Genomic DNA, 17766 nt, shown 5'->3' on the forward strand with positions numbered 1-17766 from the left:
GTCAGCGGCCTCGGAACGATAGGGGCCAACGCCGTGGTGAGAAGCTAGTGTCCTGAGTCGGTAGTCTGCTTGCGGTTATAGGGTAGGGCAATGCCTGGTCCGAAGCCGTTGTCGTTGGAACTGTCCGATCACGAACGCAGGGTCCTGGGGGGCTGGTTGCGCAAGCAGACTGCGTCGCAGGCACTGGTTCTGCGGTCGAGGATCGTGCTGGCGTGCGCGGAGGACCGGTCGAACGCCCAGGTCGCGGACGACCTGGGTGTCTCGCGGGAGACGGTGCGTAAGTGGCGGTCCCGGTTCGTCGCGGACCGGCTGGAGGGCCTGGTGGACCGGCCGCGTTCGGGTGCACCGCGGAAGATCACGGACGAGCAGGTCGAAGCCATGGTCGCCAGGACGCTCGGCCAGAGCCCACCAACAGGCGATTCGCACTGGTCGACACGTTCGATGGCCCAGGCGCAGGGTATGTCGCAGTCGGCCGTCTCGCGGATCTGGCGGGCCTTCGGCCTCAAGCCCCACATCGTGGAGACGTGGAAGCTGTCGACCGATCCGCAGTTCGTGACCAAGGTCCGTGACGTGGTGGGCATTTACCTGTCGCCGCCGGAGAACGCGCTGGTCCTGGCGGTGGACGAGAAGTCGCAGATCCAGGCCCTGGACCGAACCCAGCCCGTCCTGCCGATGGCCCCGGCCACGCCGGCGAAGATGACGCACGACTACGTCCGGCACGGCACGACCAGCCTGTTCGCCGCCCTCGACATCGCCTCCGGATCAGTCATCGCCCAGCACTACCGCCGCCACCGCCACCAGGAGTTCCTCCGCTTCCTGAAGGTCATCGACGCCGCCGTCCCCAAGGACCTCGAACTTCACCTGGTCCTGGACAACTACGCCACCCACAAGACCGAACCGGTCAAGAAGTGGCTGCTGCGGCATCCCCGCTTCCACCTGCACTTCACCCCCACCTCGGCGTCCTGGCTCAACCTCGTCGAGCGCTGGTTCGCCGAGCTGACCTCCCGCAAACTCCGCCGCTCGGCCCACCGCAGCGTCATCGAACTCGAACGCGACATCCGCCGCTGGATCAACGAGTGGAACAAGAACCCCAAGCCGTTCGTCTGGACGAAGACCGCGGACGACATCCTCGACACACTCGCCGCATACTGCACACGAATTAACGACTCAGGACACTAGAATCGGGCGCTCCGCCATCAACTGTATGGTTATAGGTGGTCCTGCGCGTTCCCATTCGTTAGCCTCGGCACCTATGAACCAGCGGCAACGGAAAAAACTCTCCCGGCACCTCTTCGTAGCAGTCTTGATGGGCGATGCCATCCGTGTGAAGGCTCTACTGAAGGCCGGGGCGGACCCGGAGCGACCAAATCGTGAGGGCGCGACACCTCTGTATGTGGCATCTGTGGATGGAGATGCCGAGGTCGCTCAGCTGCTCTTGGCGGCCGGAGCCTCGCCAGACACGGAAAGTAGTGGCCCGGGTTCGGAAGGCACGCCTCTCTGCGCCGCTGCCTGCTGGGGACATACTGAAACGGTGCGTGCATTGCTGACGTGTGGAGCTGATCCGAACCTTCGTGAAGTTCACGGGACGGGCCGCTCACCACTTAACTGGGCGAGCGACGGCGCCCATTCCGAATCTGTCGCTCTGCTCACCGCAGCGGGTGCGACGACCACAGGGACCGCATAGGGCTCGCCGTTCGTCAGTCAAGCTCCATCGCGCTCGATGGATCTCACGATTAAGTACTTTTGTGACGATTTCTCGCTCTCCGTCAATAGAACCCACCCCGCGCGGCCGGGGCTTTCGGGTCTTGCCGCCGCCTACCCGTGGGCGCGGACGAGGAGCGTGCCGACTTTTCTCGGCCCGGGCGGGGCAGGTAGGACTCGGGCGGTTGCCGAGGTGAAGCCGTGCTCAATGAGGAGCTCCACCCACCGGTCGGGTTCATAGTCCCAACGCTTCACGACGAGCGGGTCCTCGTCCTCCGACCGGTTGATGTACGACGCCTGGCACCCGTAGCAGCCCTCGATCGGGGGCCGCTGCGAGAAGGCGAGGACACCACCGGGGCGCAGACGACGGCGGATCGCGGGCAGTAGGACCGCGGGGTCGGTGAACCAGATGGCGCCGAACACGGAGAACACGGAGTCGAAGCTGGCTCCGGTCTCCTCGAGGAAGCGGGTCGCCTCGGTGCGGTGCAGCGTCATCTGCATGTCGGACCAGCGGGCGCCGGCCGCCTTGATCTGGGCGAGCGATACGTCGACCCCTACCGCGTGGGCGCCGAGGGTCGTGAGGTGGGCTAGGTTGCCGCCCTTGCCGCAGCCCAGTTCGAGGACGGCCGAGCCGGGGCGTACGCCGAGGAGCTCGGCGCCGGGGCCGTGGTCGGGGTACTGCGTCCAGTTGAACCAGGTCGTCTCGCCCGCCGCGTTCACGGGGCGCCGATCCGGCTTCTGCTTCGCGTACGTGTCCCACGCCTTGGTCTCGGTCACCTGTTGCTCCGTTCATGGGGCCGGTCGCCCGGTTGTGCACCGGGCGACCGGCTACAGGGGTGGTACTACGCAGACTTCTTGCCGCCGTTCGGGCTGTCGGTGCAACCCGCGTGGCACTGGGAGCACTCGCCCATCATGGCGGCATCGGGCCACAGATCGTGGTCGATCCGGAACCCTGCGGCCGCCATGGCGTCGAGGGTGCGCTGCCGGGCTGCTGCGGACCCGCCTTCGGCGCTGTCGCCTTCCGGCGTGGGGACGTGGTGGATGAACCGTCCGGCGAGGCGGTCGCAGAAGGCGGCGTAGTCGACGGTGTGGAGGATCCACGTGTGCCAGCCGACATCCACGGCTTTGCTCGGCGACAGCGCAACGTCGGGCAGGGCCGCACTCGCGGCGAGGAAGGCCGCGGCCTGGCCGACAATGCGGCGGGCGGTGGGCAGATCAGTGTCGGGCTGGTCCTTGGTGATGCGGGCGGCGAGCCGCTCCAACATCTCGGGGTCGACGAGGGTCGCCGGGTCGGTGGTGCCCACGGGACGCTCCAACGCGATGGTCATGTGCTTCCTCCTGTGGTGGACGTGCCCCGGTGCCGGGGCGGTCCCGCCTGGCCGGCAGGCCGGGCGGAAGTGTGTGGGGTTTCTCCGGCGTCGCACTCGGGGCAGGCCCAGACCTCGGTGTCGAGGACGTGGGCGCCGTCGCGGCATCGGATGGTGCCGGCGCTTACGGCGCCGGTCGTGAGCAGCCTCTTGCACCAGACGCAGGCCCGGCCGGCGGACTGGCCCCACGTGAGAGTTTCGAGCGGGGGGAGTTCCCGGGTGGCGGTCACGGCCGTCCCTTGCACTGTGGGCACTCGCAGGCCGGGAACCGGTCGGTGGTCTCAGGTCGTTCGAGGGGGACCACCTCAGCTTCCGGTTGCAGCACTCGGATCCCGCCGTCGCGGTTCACCTCGTACACCTTCATCGTCATCGCCATGGGTCTCTCCGCGTCGCTTGCGGTATCCGTCGCCACCACAGCGTCGTCCTGGCGAGGTAACTGCGGGATGACCGACGGGGGTTACCGAGGCGGTAATACACTCGTTGGCGCTCCAGTAAGGCGCCTGCGCGTGCATAGGATCGCAACGGAAGTCAGCCCATGGATGCCACCACCCCTGGCGTGCTCGCCCCCGACGTGCTCGACAGAGCAGACGTCCGGGCAGCGCTCATCGAGCACGACTTCGCCGCTGCCTTCACCCTGATCAAGAAGTGGGGCGGCCTCTCCCAGAACCGCATCGCGTCCGCCTGCCAGCTCACCCCCGGCAAGGTGTCCACGATCATCAGCGGGGCCCAGCGCGTCACCTCGTTCGACGTCGTTTGCCGGATCGCCGACGGCCTTCGCATCCCGGGCGGCCTGCTCAGGCTCGCGCCACGCCCCTGGGAGGGCGAACACACGACAGCACAGCAGGACCAGCCAGAAACGTCAGGTGCCCGGCCAGACACAGACGAGATCCCCTGGCGTCCGGACGCCACCGTGGACCTGGCTGCCCACCTCACCAGGAGTGATCTCGTGATGGACCGACGCGCCCTCACCCGCGCCCTCGCCGGTACCGCGGCCCTCTCTGCCAGCCTTGGGTGAGACATCCCGCTCTGTCGGGTTAGCCTGAGAGGGTAGGACAGGAGAATCGCCCCTTATGACCAGCACTGAACCGGTCGGGTCCGACCCGGCACCGAGGCCGAAGCGCCGCACTTTCACCTCGGAGTACAAGCTGCGGATCGTCGCTGAGTACGACGCGGCGCCCAGGAACGAGAAGGGCGCGGTCCTGCGCCGGGAACGGCTCTACCACTCGCACGTCAAGGAATGGCGGGCCGCCCGGGACGCCCGGGCCCTGGAGAACCTGGTCGACCGCCGCACGAGCCCGGCCCGTGGGAAGAAGTCCGCCGCGGAGGTGGAGAACGAGAAACTGCGGCAGCAGGTGGCACGGCTGGAGAAGGACCTGGCCCGGAACAGGGCCGCACTCGAGGTGATGGGAAAAGCTTCCGCGCTCTTGGAAATGATCTCCGAGAGCGCGGACTGAAGCCTGCCGCAGTCCCTGTCGTGGACGAGGCGTTCACCGGCGTCGAGGTTCAGCTGGGCATCACGGCCGCGTGTCGGCTGACCGGTCGCTCACGTGCCACGCACTATCGCAGCCTCAAGCCCCCGACAGTCCGCGCACCCCGCTCCCACGCGCAGGTGCAGCCCTCGGCCCTGACGGACCAGGAGCGCTCTGCCGTCCTGGAACTGATGAACAGCGACGAGTACGCCGAACTGGCGCCCGCCCAGATCTGGGCCCGCGAGTTGGACGCCGGCCGCTATTACTGCTCCGTCTCGACGATGTACCGGATCCTGCGCGAGCAGGGTCAGTCCGGTGAGCGCCGACGGCAGGCCGCTCATCCCGCCAAAGCAGTGCCCGAGCTGGTCGCAACCGGACCCTCGCAGGTGTTCACCTGGGACATCACCAAGGCGGCCGGACCGGTCAAGGGCACCTGGTATCACGCCTACGTCATCATCGACATCTTCAGCCGCTACATCGTCGGCCACACCGTTGAGCGGGCCGAATCAGCGGTGCGGGCCGAGGAGTTGATCCGCGAGACCATCATCCGCAACGGCATCGTGCCCCAGACCGTGCACGCCGACCGCGGCACCTCGATGACCTCCAAGAGGGTCTCGCAGCTGCTGGTCGACCTCGGCGTCACCCGGTCGCACTCGCGGCCGAAGACCTCCAACGACAACCCCTACAGCGAGGCACACTTCAAGACCACGAAGTACATGTCCGACTACCCCGAACGATTCGACTCGCTGGCCCATGCCCGCGAGTGGTTCGAGGCATTCATCGCGTACTACAACCACGAACACCGGCACTCGGGCATCGGCTGGCACACACCGGCCAGCGTGCACTTCGGCACCGCCGAGGAGGTCCGCGACCAGCGGGCCGTCACCCTCGCCGACGCATACATCCGCCACCCCGAACGCTTCGGCCGCCGCCCCCGACCACCCCGGATACCCCAGCAGGCATGGATCAACGACCCAGCCAAGCGCAGGGAACCCGCACCACAAACCTCATAGCATCACGACCGTCTCACTGGACTTGAAATCTTCCGGGGTCATGCGTCACGTGCGGGTCTCCAGGTAGAGGCGGGAGGGCAGATGGGCTTTCGGGACGGTCCGTGAGCTGTGGGCGGTCACACGAATCTGTCCGCAGGTATGGATGAGTGAGCGGCGCGCGGGTCGGTGCACCGCTTGGCCGAGTGACCGGAACGAGTTCCGGTCACTCGACATGTGCTGGTCAGCCGCTGGCCGGAGCGCTTTCGGCGGAGGCTTTGAGTTCCTTCCGGAGGACGCCCATCACCTCAGTCAGCCGCTCACTGGAAATCGGAAGGCCCTTGTCCTCAAGTGCCTTCCGAACGGTGGCACGGGTGAGTTTTCCCTGCTCGGTACCGGCAGTCCTGCCGATCTCCACGAGTTCCCTAAGCGGGGCACCAGGCGGGCGGCCGCCTCGGGGCTTGCTCGCCGGAACCTCCGCAGGAAGTTCCGGAGATCCATCGGACGCGGCAACCGGTGGCTCCGTGACGGGGTCGGATTGTGCTGGCTCCGCCGGCTTTCCGGCGGACCGGAGAGGTGCAGTGACCGACGCCCTCACCACCTGCCCGGAACCCGCGGGCGAGGGCCGCTCTACGAGCTGGTGGACCTGTCGCATCAGTACGGCGAAGGCCACCATCGCGGCTGCGGGGGGAACCGCCGCCACCACGTAGTCGAGGAATGGGGTGTCGCCGGTATCGCGCGTTCCGCTGACCCCAGCAACGTTCAGCGCTATGGAGCCGATCGATCCGATTACGGTCACAGCGATGGCCCATCGGTCGGTGACCCGACGCAGGCCCGCGCGGAGCATGAGCAGCTCGCCCGCGACGATGAACGCGTCCAGGGTGGCGGGCCACGCCCAGCGGCGGACCGGTGAACCTCCCAGTCCATGCTGCCCGGCGACGTCGGCCAAGTGCGCGTACGAAAGACAGAAGGCTCCGGCGGTCAGGGCAACGATGACGATGCCGGCTGCGAGAAGCGCGTAGCGCTCGGCATCGCCCCGCGGCGATGCCGGCCGTCGTTCGCCCGTCTGGCCGTCCGAGGGCTGATCATGCGGGGCTGAAATGGGAGGGGTGGGCAAGCGGGCGCTCCTGGGGTGGTGGTGTGGTGCGTCTTTGGCGTCTTGGCCGTTGCAAGTGCAGGTCAGGGCGGTACGGCAGCAGCTCCGGCTACCCGTCTCGGCGGGTGCAGCCAGCGTCAGCTATGCCTCAACAGGGCTCAGGCAGTTCGCCGCGCCTGAGCCCGGCCCGGAGTGGCCGCCTCCCGAGCAGGGGACGGCGGCCTTGCGTCTTCCGTCTCACCGACCATGGCCGTGACCTGCACTGATACGGCATGGACGCGAGAGACGGGCAAGACGGATCCGGACAGCGTCTTGGGCGGCTACGCCGGTGGTCGTGATCGCGTTGCCGTCTTGGCCCCGGTCGCCGTCTCGGCCGCAGGCCGTTTGACCTGCGAGATCACGGCAAGGACGGCAGGGACGGCAACCAAGGCGGCGGGCCTCAGCCCTTGTCGGGGGCGGGGCGGGGGTCGACGGGGTGGACGGTGGGGCAGTACCGCCGCCAGCTGTCGAGGAACTTGTTGCGCGTGTAGCCCTTGCGTTGTGTTCCGTCGGCCATCCGGACGTTGCCCGGCCTGACGTCGAAGTCCCGCAGCAGCCTGCCTAGATCACGGGCGTTCAGCCCCCCGCGACCCCACTCCGCCCACGGGCCTTCGGGGTCCTGGCGCAGGTGGTGGAGGAGGTCTTCGGTGGACAGGCTGTCCACCTCGCGCTGGGCGGCGAAGATCCGGCGGATGTCGGCGAGGATCCGTGCGCCGCCGGGGTGGTCCTCCTCGGCTGCCACTTCGGCGGCGACCATCCGCGCGCATGCCACTCGGGCCCGGCGCGGCCAGGGACCCCCGGCCAGCTCGGCGACGATCACCAGGGGCTCCCAGGTGTCGGCGGCGCGGTCTTCGACCGGCATATCCGGCTCAAGGATCGCTGCCTCCTCCAGAAGCGGCCTGGCCCACGCGTTGATCCGGTCGCGCAGGTCGTGCAGGGCAGGGATGTCACGGCGGGAGCGGAAGGGCTTCACCTTCTCCCCCTCCGCCCGCCGACGCATCCGGATCACGACCGACCGGTCCATGACCGTGTCGGGCAGGTCGCCGATCCCCGCGATGGCCGCCATGGCGAAGGTGGCGAACTTGTGCGGGGTGTGGTCGTTACCGACGACCCGCGTCACGTAACGCCCGCGCTGATGACCGGCGTTGAGCAGGCCACGCGTCTCCTCGTTCCGCTCCGCCTGCTTCGGCGTACCGAAGATGGTGTCCGCCTCGTCCACCAGAAGCGTCGGCGGCTCCTCCTCGGTGATCGAGCGGAAGATCGCCGCAGGCGTGGTGTTGATCGTCAGCATCGGCTCGTGGACCGTCTCGGTCAGCACGTCCAGGAGCCGCGACTTACCGCACCGTTTGGCCGGCCCCACCACCGCCAGGCGCGGCGCGTGCTGCCACGCGGGCTGGAGGTGCGTAGCTACCACCCACAACGTGATTGCATCCAGCGCCTCCGCTGACGGCGGGATCACGAACTGGGCTATCTGGGCATGCAGTGCATCCAGCAGCGCGGAGCCCTGCGTCGACTCCGCATCAGGCATGTTCTCCAGCCCGCTCGATGCTGGCGCCTCAGCGGCGCCAGGCGCGGGCGCATTGCCGGTCAAGCTCGGAGCGGCGTCGTCAGGCTGCGCGGCGGACAGATGGGCACCAGGCCGACCAGGGATTGCGGTGGGGGGCCAGCTCGCCTTGGCGGGCTCGGAATAGCCTTTGGGGTTCTCGGGTTCCACTGGGCAGCTCCTCGTCTGGCGGTGGCGGGCTCGCCCGCCCATTCCGCCGGGTCGGTTCTCATCGGATCGCTGGGGAGTTATGGGGCCTCCGGCGTTGCACCGCCGGGGGCTCTCCCCCTTCCCGCAGGCACTGGGGTACCGCGAGGGAACACGGACAGTACGGTCGCGCCCGTCCACAGTCCAGCGTTTCTGTGTCAGCTCAGCGCAGAACCCTTTGCTACGCTCCCGGCCTCTCATGCGGCCAGGCCCAACAGGATCAGCAGATCCGCAGTCACGACCCGATAGGCGCTGCCCAACCGGAGGACCTTGCACGGGTACGCGCCGCGCTTCGCCAGTTCGTACCCCTTGCTCCGCCCGAGCCCCAGAGCACGGTTGCTGGTTTCGAGGTCAACGGCCACGGGCAGGGCGAGCAGGTCCTCACGACTCATCCCCTTCGGCGACCCCTCTGTGCTGTTTTCGCGCATGCGCCATCCCTTTCGGTACAGCCGTCGGCGAACGCGGTCATCACGTCCGGCTCCAGGCAGCTACCAATCAGAATCCACAAGCTAATGTGTCTGCATGACACAACGCCGTGTGGATGATGATGCGGACGACTTCCCGGAGTGGGTGGACCGGGTCCAGGCGAACGTGGCCGGCGAAGTCCGACGCAGACGAAAGGAGATGGGGTGGAGCGCGCAGGAGCTGGCCGACCGGTGCGAGCAGCTCGGGCACCCGATCCCGCGCAACGTGATCGCCAACATGGAGTCCGGCCGCCGGGCCAGCCTGCCGCTGGTGGACGTGCTGGTGCTGGCCGCTGCCCTCGAGACGTACCCGGCCTGCCTCATCTTCCCGGTCGGCTACGTCGACCAGACCCAGGAACTCCCCTTCGAGCGGCTCGTGCCGACTTGGGACGCCCTGCGACGCTTCACCGGCGAGCAGGAGGTGCTGGGGCACGATGCCGGCCTAGTGCCCGACTTCGAGGCGCACGCCAGCCTCGTAGGGACGTCCCTGGCTGCACTCGACGAAGAAGAGCAGGCACGCTTCGCGGCCAGGACGGCAACGAGCCGCGCCCAGCAGGAAGAGGCCGAACGCAGGCGGACCGCGTACGCCGACCAAGCCGTCTCGGCCAAGTACAAGCTCCGGTACCTCCGTCGCGAGCTCCGCGAAGACGGAGCCATTCCACCCGATCTCCCGCCCGCACTCCACGACGTCGACCCGCCCGAATGGGTCCCCGATACCACCACGGAGGAACGCCCTTGAAGGGATCCACCCACCGCCGCTGCTACTGCCGAGACGCCGAGACCGGCAAGCCGCTCGGCAAGAGGTGCCCCAAGCTCGCCAGCCGCAAGCATGGCTCCTACTCCATACGCCAGGAGCTCCCGCCCCGAGCCGACGGAACCCGCCGCTCCTTCAACCGCGCCGGCTACGAGACGTTGAAGGCTGCGCAAAGCGATCTGGACCACGTGCGGGCCCTCATCGCCATCGCGGACTCGGACGATGATCACGACCTCGACCGGATCGCGGAGTTGCTCGAACAGGTCGCCGATGAGAAAGCTCCCCTGCCCGACATCGAGGACACCCGCAGGCGGTTCAGGGCGGGCTTGGACCTGATCGGACGGCGCACGGTGGGTGAGTGGCTCGATCAGTGGCTTACTGCGAAGAAGTCACGGAAGACGACACTCAACGGGTACGCCTCTCACATCCGCGTCCACCTGAAGCCCCGCATCGGCCATGTCCGCCTCGACCGTCTCAACGTCGGCCACCTGGTGGAGATGTACGACGGCATAGCCGACGCCAACGAGGTGATCCAGGCGGAGAACCTCGAACGGCGCGAGCAGATCGCCAGGTGCAAGCCCAGCAGGCCGGGCCGTCCCGTCGCCTCCGAACAGGCACTGCTCGCCGTCGAACGGGCGAAGCTCGCCGAGATGAAGCCGTTCCGGAAGATCACCGGCCCAGCCACGCAGCAGAGCATCCGGCGCACACTGCGAGCTGCCCTGAACGCGGCAATAGCCCAGCAGTACATCACCTTCAACCCGGCCTCCCACGTCGAGCTGGAATCCGGCAAGCGCCCGAAGCCGCTCCTCTGGACTGCGCAGCGGGTGGAGCGCTGGCGAGCCACGGGTGAGCTGCCTTCGCCGGTGATGGTCTGGACGCCGGCGCAGTTCGGAACGTTCCTGGACGCAGCCGAATCCGACCGGCTCTATGTGCTCTTCCACCTCGTGGGTACCCGCGGTCTTCGCAGGGGCGAGGCGGTTGGCCAGAACTGGACCGATGTCGACCTGGACGCCGGCCTCATCACACCGGCCAAAGAGATCGTGGTCGACGGCTGGGATCCGTACGAATCCGCCCCCAAGACGGATGGCAGCGCCGGGACGATCGCCCTGGACAGCGTCAACGTCGCTCTCCTGCGGGAGCACCACAAGGCCATGCTGGAAGCCCGGGAGAAGTGGGACACCGCTTGGAAGGAGACCGGCAAGGTCTTCACTCGCGAGGACGGATCCTGGCTGCACCCGGAGACGGTCTCCGAGACGTTCAGGCGCATCCTCGCCACCACGGAACTGCCGCCCATCACCCTGCGCGATCTACGCCACGTTGCGGCCACCCTCACCCATGGCGGGGGCGGCGACCTGCACACGATCAAGGAGACCCTGCGGCACTCCACAATCACGCTGACCTCTGACACGTACACGAGCCTGCTGCCCGAGGTCGACAAGGCCGCCGCTGAGGCAGCCGCCGCTCTGGTGCCCCGTGCCCGTAAAGCCCCCTCTGTAGCACCTGCTGTCGGGCCGTCCGCTCACGCATCGCTCACGCAGGAGGCCAGGGAAGACGAAGCGCCCCGACCAGCCGGAGCCGATCGAGGCGCTAAGTAGCAGGTCAAAGGGGTTTCCCCTCCCTGCACCAGGTAGGCCGTGTGGGACTCGAACCCACAACCAACGGATTAAAAGTCCGCTGCTCTGACCAATTGAGCTAACGGCCCCCGATGAATCACCCCCCGAGCATAGCTCGCCGGGGCCCGGCATCCGATCCGGTATCCGTGACCGGGCTCGAAATGGGGTTCTCGGGTGGGTCGGTGGGAACAGCCAGGGAGTGTGCGGTTCCGGGCTCTCGGGTGTTGAGCGGGGCGCCGGGCCGGGCGCTTCCCCGTGCGCCCACCCGGTCCGAGCGCTCGGGCCCCGTGCGGAGCGCGGGCGTATCGGGACCCTCGCGCCCGTTCCGCCGGGACCGGTCGGTACCACCAGGGCCCGTACGTCACCGAGTCGGTGGCGTACGGGCCCTGGTGGTCGGTCAGTCAACCAGGCTGTGGTCAACCGGGCTGTGTTCAGCCGCGCTGTGGTCAGCCGTTGCGCTTCCAGCGCGGCTTGTCGTCGCGGCGGCCGAAGGAGCCGGTGCTGGTGCCGGTACCGGTGCTCCGGTGGTCGTCGCGGCGGCCGGTCGGACGGTCGCTGCCGCCCGAGCGGAAGCCGCCGGAGGGACGGTCGTCGCGGCGGTCGCGGTTGAACGGGCGGTCGCTGCCACCGGAACGGAAGCCGCCGGAGGGACGCTCGTCACGACGGTCGCGGTTGAACGCCGGACGGTCATTGTCACGACGCTCGAAAGAACGACCACCACGCTCATCACGACGGTCACCACCCGAGCGGAAACCACCGGACGGACGCTCATCACGACGGTCACGGTTGAACGCCGGACGGTCATTGTCACGACGCTCGAAAGAACGACCACCACGCTCATCACGACGGTCACCACCCGAGCGGAAACCACCGGACGGACGCTCATCACGACGGTCACGGTTGAACGCCGGACGGTCATTGTCACGACGCTCGAAAGAACGACCACCACGCTCATCACGACGGTCACCACCCGAGCGGAAACCACCCGAGGGGCGCTCATCACGACGGTCGTTGCCGCCGCGGTAACCACCACGGTCGCCGCCGCGGTCGTCGCGACGCTGCTCCTTGCGCTCGAAGTTGCCGCGGTCGTCACGGCGCTCGACGCGGGCGGCGGGCTGCTCCGGCACGGACGCGGTCACGGCCACGAGCGCCGCCTCGGCCTCGGCGGCCACCTCGGCCACCGCTGCCTCCGGGTCCTCGCCCCGCTCGCGAGCGGCGCGGGCGACCAGGCGGTCGGCCTCCTGGCGCAGCTCGCCGGCGCGGCGCTGTGCCCGCTCCAGCTGCTTGACCAGTTCGGCGGCCTCGCGCTCGGCCTGCTTGGCCGCGTTGTTCGCGGAGTCGGCCTGCACCTCGGTGAGCGAACGCGCACCGGTGATCTCGGCGACCTCCGGCTCGAAGACGCCCGCACCGCCCACGATGTGGCGCGAGGCGTCGACGCCCGCGTCCTCCATCAGGCGGAAGATCTGGCGGCGCTGGTGCGGGAGCGCCAGCGAGACGACGACACCGGACTTGCCGGCACGGGCGGTACGGCCCGAGCGGTGCAGGTAGTCCTTGTGGTCGCCGGCCGGGTCCACGTTCAGGACCAGGTCGATGCCGTCGACGTGGATGCCTCGGGCGGCGACGTCGGTCGCGACCAGCGCGTTGACGTAACCGTCCTTGAAGTCGGCCAGCACACGGGTACGAGCGCCCTGCGTCATGCCGCCGTGCAGCGCGTCGGCCTTCACGCCGGACTCGACCAGCTGCTCGGCGATGCGGTCGGCGCCCAGCTGGGTGCGCACGAAGATGATCGTGCGGCCCTTGCGGGCGGCGATGGCGGAGGTGACCGGCGCCTTGTCCTTGGGCTTCACGACGAGCACGTGGTGCGTCATCGTCGTGACGTTGCCCTGGGCGCTGTCGACCTCGTGGCTGACCGGGTTGTTCAGGTAGCGCTTGACGAGCGTGCCGATCTCGTTCTCCATCGTCGCGGAGAAGAGCATGCGCTGGCCGCCACCGGGGATCTGGTCGAGCAGCTCGGTGACCTCGGGCAGGAAGCCCAGGTCGGACATCTGGTCGGCCTCGTCGAGGACGGCGACCTGGACGTTCTCCAGGGAGCAGGCGCCACGGTTGATGATGTCGCGCAGTCGGCCCGGGGTGGCGACGAGGACGTCGACACCGCGCTCCAGCGCGTAGATCTGGTTGCCCATCGACGTACCGCCGCAGACGACCTTCATCTTCAGGCCGAGCACGTCGCCGTACGGCTGGAGGGCGTCCGCGACCTGCATCGCGAGCTCACGGGTCGGGGTGAGGATGATGCCGCGCGGCTTCTTCTTCTCGGTGTAGCCGCCGGACAGCGTGGCCAGCAGCGGCAGACCGAAGGAGAGGGTCTTGCCGGAACCGGTGCGGCCGCGGCCCAGGATGTCCTTGCCGGCCAAGGCGTCCGGGATGGTCGCGGCCTGGATCGGGAAGGGCGCGGTGACGCCGTTCTGGGCGAGCTTGCGGACGATGCCGTCGGGCAGGCCCAGTTCACCGAAGGTCGGACCGGTGGGCTCGGCGGGGGCGGCGGCCTCGATGGGCTCGTCGTCCTCGATCACGGCCTCTACGGACTCGTCGTCCTCGGCCGCGACCTTCACGGGCTCGTCGTCCTGCTCGGCCTCGACAGTCTCGGGAGCGCTCTCGACGACCTCGGACACGGTCTTCGGCTCCACGAGCTCGGACACGGTCTTCGGCTCGACAGCTTCCGACACGGTCTTCGGCTCGACGGCCTCGGCGGTCTCCGGGACGGCGACAGCGGTCTCAGCGGCTTCGGTCTCGGTCGACTCGGCGGCCTCGACGGTCTCCGGGGCCGTGGCGGTCTCCGCCAGTGCCTCGTTCTCGACCTCGGACAGGACGGCCTCGATGTCGAGGATCTGCTCGCTGACGACGCTCTCGACGACGTCGGTGGTGGGGGTGTGCTCGGGCATGACGGTGTTGTCAGAACTGGAAATGGACATGCGAAATGCGAAACCTTCCGGAGTCTCGGCACGCGCCCAAACTCCGTGAAATTCGCAAATCGACCGCCTCAATGCGGTCAGTCACGGCAAGGGAGAGAACGCGCCACGCGGCGCTCTTCTGGTGCGCGCCGGGCATTGGTATCAAACGATCTACCACCATACTCACCCTCACCCCCTCAGCGCAAACCGCCCCCTCTCCCGCTGCCGCTACACCGGCCCCACCTGCGGTGATGCCTTCGGCTTGGTCATCGAGCCGAAGCTCTCCGGCACCCTCATCGCATCGGCGCGAAGTTGCGCGGCGGGCGAGGCGGACGGCACGGGAGAGGGCTCCGAGGGCTCCGGATCGGGTTCCGGCTCGGGGTCGGGGCCCGGCGGGTTCGGCGGGGCCGGGGTCTCGGCGGGTGGCGGTTCCGCAGGGCCGCCACGTCCCGGCTTCGGGGGCGAGGCGGAGGGCGAGGGAGCACCCTTGGTGGGCGTCGGCCCCCCGGCCCCCGGTCCCGCGCCCGGTCGCGGGTCGCCCGGAGCGGCGGAGACGGACGGCGAGCCGCCGGGACTGGGCGACGCGCCGTGCCTCCGGTCGGAGAACGCCTCGGCGCCACTGCCGCCGGCCCTGCTGTGTCCCACCCCGGACACCGTCCCGCCGTCCGGCTCCGCCGCCGCGGCCTTCGGGTCGGCCGACCGCGAGGGCGACGGATTTCCCGCGTCGTCACCGACGCTCATGCAACCCGTGGACGCGGCGAGGGTCAGCGCGGTGACGGCGGTGGCGGCTGCCCATCGGGCTGGGGCGGGGAAACGGCGCACAGTGGCACCTCCGGGGCGCGAAGTGAGGGGGACGGGACGGCACGGAGTGGGACGAGGCGGGACGTGAAGTACGACACGAGGTGACGCGGGGCGGTACAGGGCGGTACGAGGGACACGGCCGCGCCACCAGCGGTACGGGAGGAAGAAACGCGGGCCGCGCCGTGCCCAACTCCCGATCACCCGTCAGGGACACGCCCGACACGCCCGTCACCGCCCCCGAAGCTCCCCGCCCCGCCCTCAACCCGCCCAGGAACAGGCCCAGTGCCCCGTACCGAAATTCCGTACGGGGATCGCCCGCCACCAGGCCCCCGCCGCGTCCACGCCCAGGTCCCGTCCGCGCCTCGGCCCCGGCCCCGGCCAGACTCGGCTCGACGCCCCGCCCCGCCCCGCCGGACGCCCACCTCACCCGTACCACCCGCCATTCCTCACCCACCCGTCACCTGTCACCCGTACCCGAGCGCGTGCAGCCTCTCGTCGTCGATGCCGAAGTGGTGGGCGATCTCATGGACGACTGTGATCTCGGTCTCGGCGACGACGTCCTCGCGGGTCTCGCACATCCGCAGGGTCGGCCCCCGGTAGATGGTGATCCGGTCCGGCAGCACGCCCGCGTACCACTCACCGCGATCGGTCAGAGGGGTCCCCTCGTAGAGCCCCAGCAGTTCTGGTTCGCCCGGTTCCGGTTCGTCCTCGACGAACACGGCGACGTTGTCCATCAGCCGGGTCAGTTCCGGCGGGATTCGGTCCAGGGCCTCGGCAACCTGCTCTTCGAACTCTTCGCGCGTCATCTCCAGCACCCGGCCATTGTCCCGTACCGCCGCCCCGAAGGACCGGCCCGCGAGCCCGGTCCGCGAGCCCGGTCCGCATGCTTGCCCCCGCGCCGGGGCATACGCGCCGCATGGCCCGCGACCCGCTCCGTGCCGCAGTCGTCCGCGCCCGGCACCGCCTCACCGCTCTCATCACCCGCCCCACTCGCACCACCCGAACCGCCCGCACCACCGGCACCGCTCGCAGGGCCACCCCCACCCGGAGGACAGCCACAGCCGCACCCGTACTCACCGGGACCGGTTCCCCGCCCCACCCGTACCTCCGCGCGTTGGGGCTGTTCGCCGTCGTACTGATCGGGGCATGGCTGGGGCTGCTGACCGTCGGCAGTGTCCGTACGGCCGTGGGCCCCATGGACACGAACATGACCCTGCGGCCGTCCCTGACCGGTGGCACCAAGATCAACGTGTCGCCGCTCGGCGCGCTCCAACTCGACTCGCACAACGCCCCGCTCCGCCTCGACGTCGACGTCGACCGGCTCGACCCGGTGCGCTCGCAGGCCCTCGTCCAGCACCCCGAACGGTTCTCCGGCCTGGAGCACGACGTCACCCGGGACGTCGCGAGCGGCACCCGTGACCTCGCGCTGCGCTCCTGCGTCGCCGTCGTGTCCGGAGCCACCGCGCTCGGCCTCGTCGTCTACCGCCGTCCGCGCCGCGCCCTCGCCGCGGGCGGCCTCGCACTCGCCCTGCTGGCCGCCTCCGGCGTCAGCGCGTACGCCACCTGGAACCCGAAGTCCGTCCTGGAGCCCAAGTTCTCCGGACTGCTCTCCAGCGCCCCCTCGGTCGTCGGCGACGCCCGCTCGATCGTCACCGAGTTCGACGTCTACCAGCAGGAACTGGCCCGGCTCGTCACCAACGTCACCAAGCTGTACGACGCCACGTCGACCCTCCCCGTCTACCAGCCCGACCCCGGCACGATCCGGGTCCTGCACGTCTCCGACATCCATCTGAACCCCGCGGCCTGGCACATCATCAGCTCGCTCGTGGAGCAGTACGACATCGACGTGATCATCGACTCCGGCGACACGATGGACCACGGAACCGCCGCCGAGAACTCCTTCCTCGACCCGATTCGCGACCTCGGCGCGCCCTACGTCTGGGTCCGCGGCAACCACGACTCCGCGATCACCCAGCGGTATCTGCAGGGCCTGAAGAACGCGCACGTGCTCGACAACGGCAGCGCGGTCACCGTGGCCGGAATCCGGATCGCGGGCACCGGGGACCCGCAGTTCACCCCCGACCGCTCACTGCCCGACCAGGCCCAGGGCGCCGAGAAGATGGCCGGCATCCGGCTCGCCTCCGCCCTCCGCGACCAGGAGACGGCCGGTACCCCGGTCGACATCGCGGTCACCCACGAACCGGCCGCGGCCCGCGAGACCGACGGCACGGTCCCGCTCGTCCTGGCCGGACATGTGCACCACCGGCAGAACGAGGTGCTCAAGCTGGGTACCCGGCTGAAGGTCGAGGGCTCCACGGGCGGCGGCGGGCTGCGCGCCGTACAGAACCAGAAACCCGAGAAGGTGCGTGCCTCCGTGCTCTACCTCGACCGGCCGACCCACCGCCTCCAGGCCTGGGACGAGATCACCCTCGGCGGTCTCGGACTGACGACGGCCGAGGTCGGCCGCCATCTGCCGGAAGAGATCCTGGACCCCGCGACCCCCTCCCCGCCCCCGCCTCTCACCCCTTCCCCGACCCTGCCTCCGACCCCCTCCCCGCCCCCGTCCCTCACCCGTTCCCCGGGTACTGCCTCGCCGTCCCGGTAATCCGTTTTGGCGATAGCTCCCGGCATCCCATATGCTTCTCACGTCCCCGACGCGCTGTGAAGCGCGCAGGTGGGCCCTTAGCCCTCATCGTCTAGTGGCCCAGGACGCCGCCCTTTCAAGGCGGTAGCACGGGTTCGAATCCCGTTGGGGGCACGCTTTACTGTGTGCGA

16 protein-coding genes and 2 tRNA genes are annotated in these 17766 nt (G+C 69.1%); 9 read left to right on the top strand and 9 right to left on the bottom strand.

Features of this window, described 5'->3' with window-relative positions; genetic code table 11:
• The first annotated feature begins 90 nt into the window (after positions 1-90).
• Both PZB75_RS13850 and PZB75_RS13855 read left to right on the top strand, forming a co-directional pair.
• Positions 91-1179: an IS630 family transposase gene (locus tag PZB75_RS13850; protein ID WP_275535603.1), complete on the top strand. Its 1089-nt coding sequence runs from the start codon at positions 91-93 to the stop codon at positions 1177-1179.
• A gap of 73 nt (positions 1180-1252) precedes the next feature.
• Entirely contained in the window at positions 1253-1684 is a 432-nt protein-coding gene (locus PZB75_RS13855; RefSeq protein WP_275535604.1) for an ankyrin repeat domain-containing protein, read from the top strand.
• 131 nt (positions 1685-1815) lie between these two features.
• Here the strand turns inward: PZB75_RS13855 and PZB75_RS13860 are convergent, their stop codons facing one another.
• Together PZB75_RS13860 and PZB75_RS13865 are read right to left on the bottom strand one after the other, a co-directional pair.
• Positions 1816-2478, bottom strand: a complete 663-nt coding sequence (locus PZB75_RS13860) for a class I SAM-dependent methyltransferase (protein WP_275535605.1) — start codon at positions 2476-2478, stop codon at positions 1816-1818.
• A 65-nt stretch (positions 2479-2543) separates the two neighbouring features.
• A complete protein-coding gene (locus PZB75_RS13865; RefSeq protein WP_275535606.1) occupies positions 2544-3029 on the bottom strand; it encodes a hypothetical protein in 486 nt (161 codons plus the stop codon).
• A 574-nt stretch (positions 3030-3603) separates the two neighbouring features.
• Here PZB75_RS13865 and PZB75_RS13870 point away from each other — a divergent pair.
• The 3 genes from PZB75_RS13870 to PZB75_RS13880 are packed head-to-tail and all read left to right on the top strand — an operon-like array spanning position 3604 to position 5550.
• Positions 3604-4083 (top strand): helix-turn-helix domain-containing protein, encoded by a 480-nt coding sequence (locus PZB75_RS13870; protein ID WP_275535607.1) that lies wholly within the window; start codon positions 3604-3606, stop codon positions 4081-4083.
• 55 nt (positions 4084-4138) lie between these two features.
• Positions 4139-4522, top strand: coding sequence for a hypothetical protein (locus PZB75_RS13875; protein WP_275533213.1), 384 nt, complete (start codon positions 4139-4141; stop codon positions 4520-4522).
• Positions 4523-4542: 20 nt separating this feature from the next.
• The gene (locus tag PZB75_RS13880) at positions 4543-5550 is read left to right on the top strand and encodes an IS3 family transposase (RefSeq protein WP_275533212.1); all 1008 of its coding nucleotides are present in this window, start codon (positions 4543-4545) and stop codon (positions 5548-5550) included.
• Between the two features lie 220 nt (positions 5551-5770).
• On the opposite strand, the gene PZB75_RS13885 is transcribed toward PZB75_RS13880, so the two are convergent.
• From PZB75_RS13885 to PZB75_RS13895, 3 genes are all read right to left on the bottom strand, one after another.
• Positions 5771-6643: a DUF2637 domain-containing protein gene (locus tag PZB75_RS13885; protein ID WP_275535608.1), complete on the bottom strand. Its 873-nt coding sequence runs from the start codon at positions 6641-6643 to the stop codon at positions 5771-5773.
• 418 nt (positions 6644-7061) lie between these two features.
• Complete coding sequence (locus tag PZB75_RS13890) at positions 7062-8375, bottom strand: DUF3631 domain-containing protein (RefSeq protein ID WP_275535609.1); 1314 nt, start codon at positions 8373-8375, stop codon at positions 7062-7064.
• A gap of 233 nt (positions 8376-8608) precedes the next feature.
• Positions 8609-8839, bottom strand: coding sequence for a hypothetical protein (locus PZB75_RS13895; RefSeq protein WP_147958455.1), 231 nt, complete (start codon positions 8837-8839; stop codon positions 8609-8611).
• 94 nt (positions 8840-8933) lie between these two features.
• On the opposite strand from PZB75_RS13895, the gene PZB75_RS13900 reads away from it, so the two are divergent.
• Together PZB75_RS13900 and PZB75_RS13905 are read left to right on the top strand one after the other, a co-directional pair.
• Positions 8934-9614, top strand: coding sequence for a helix-turn-helix transcriptional regulator (locus tag PZB75_RS13900; RefSeq protein ID WP_275535610.1), 681 nt, complete (start codon positions 8934-8936; stop codon positions 9612-9614).
• Complete coding sequence (locus PZB75_RS13905) at positions 9611-11224, top strand: site-specific integrase (RefSeq protein WP_275535611.1); 1614 nt, start codon at positions 9611-9613, stop codon at positions 11222-11224. Before PZB75_RS13900 ends, PZB75_RS13905 begins: the two co-directional genes overlap by 4 nt.
• Positions 11225-11257: 33 nt before the next feature.
• On the opposite strand, the gene PZB75_RS13910 is transcribed toward PZB75_RS13905, so the two are convergent.
• The 4 genes from PZB75_RS13910 to PZB75_RS13925 form a co-directional block, all read right to left on the bottom strand.
• Positions 11258-11331: transfer RNA gene (locus tag PZB75_RS13910), tRNA-Lys, on the bottom strand.
• A gap of 357 nt (positions 11332-11688) precedes the next feature.
• Positions 11689-14211 (bottom strand): DEAD/DEAH box helicase, encoded by a 2523-nt coding sequence (locus PZB75_RS13915; protein WP_275535612.1) that lies wholly within the window; start codon positions 14209-14211, stop codon positions 11689-11691.
• Positions 14212-14418: 207 nt separating this feature from the next.
• Complete coding sequence (locus tag PZB75_RS13920; RefSeq protein ID WP_275535613.1) at positions 14419-15012, bottom strand: hypothetical protein; 594 nt, start codon at positions 15010-15012, stop codon at positions 14419-14421.
• 443 nt (positions 15013-15455) lie between these two features.
• Entirely contained in the window at positions 15456-15806 is a 351-nt protein-coding gene (locus PZB75_RS13925; protein ID WP_275535614.1) for a metallopeptidase family protein, read from the bottom strand.
• Positions 15807-15907: 101 nt separating this feature from the next.
• Between PZB75_RS13925 and PZB75_RS13930 the strand changes: the two genes are divergently transcribed.
• Both PZB75_RS13930 and PZB75_RS13935 read left to right on the top strand, forming a co-directional pair.
• Entirely contained in the window at positions 15908-17596 is a 1689-nt protein-coding gene (locus PZB75_RS13930) for a metallophosphoesterase (protein ID WP_275535615.1), read from the top strand.
• An 80-nt stretch (positions 17597-17676) separates the two neighbouring features.
• Positions 17677-17749 (top strand) — tRNA-Glu (locus PZB75_RS13935).
• Positions 17750-17766 lie beyond the last annotated feature (17 nt).

This window comes from Streptomyces sp. AM 4-1-1 (assembly GCF_029167625.1).
Taxonomy (GTDB): Bacteria; Actinomycetota; Actinomycetes; order Streptomycetales; family Streptomycetaceae; genus Streptomyces.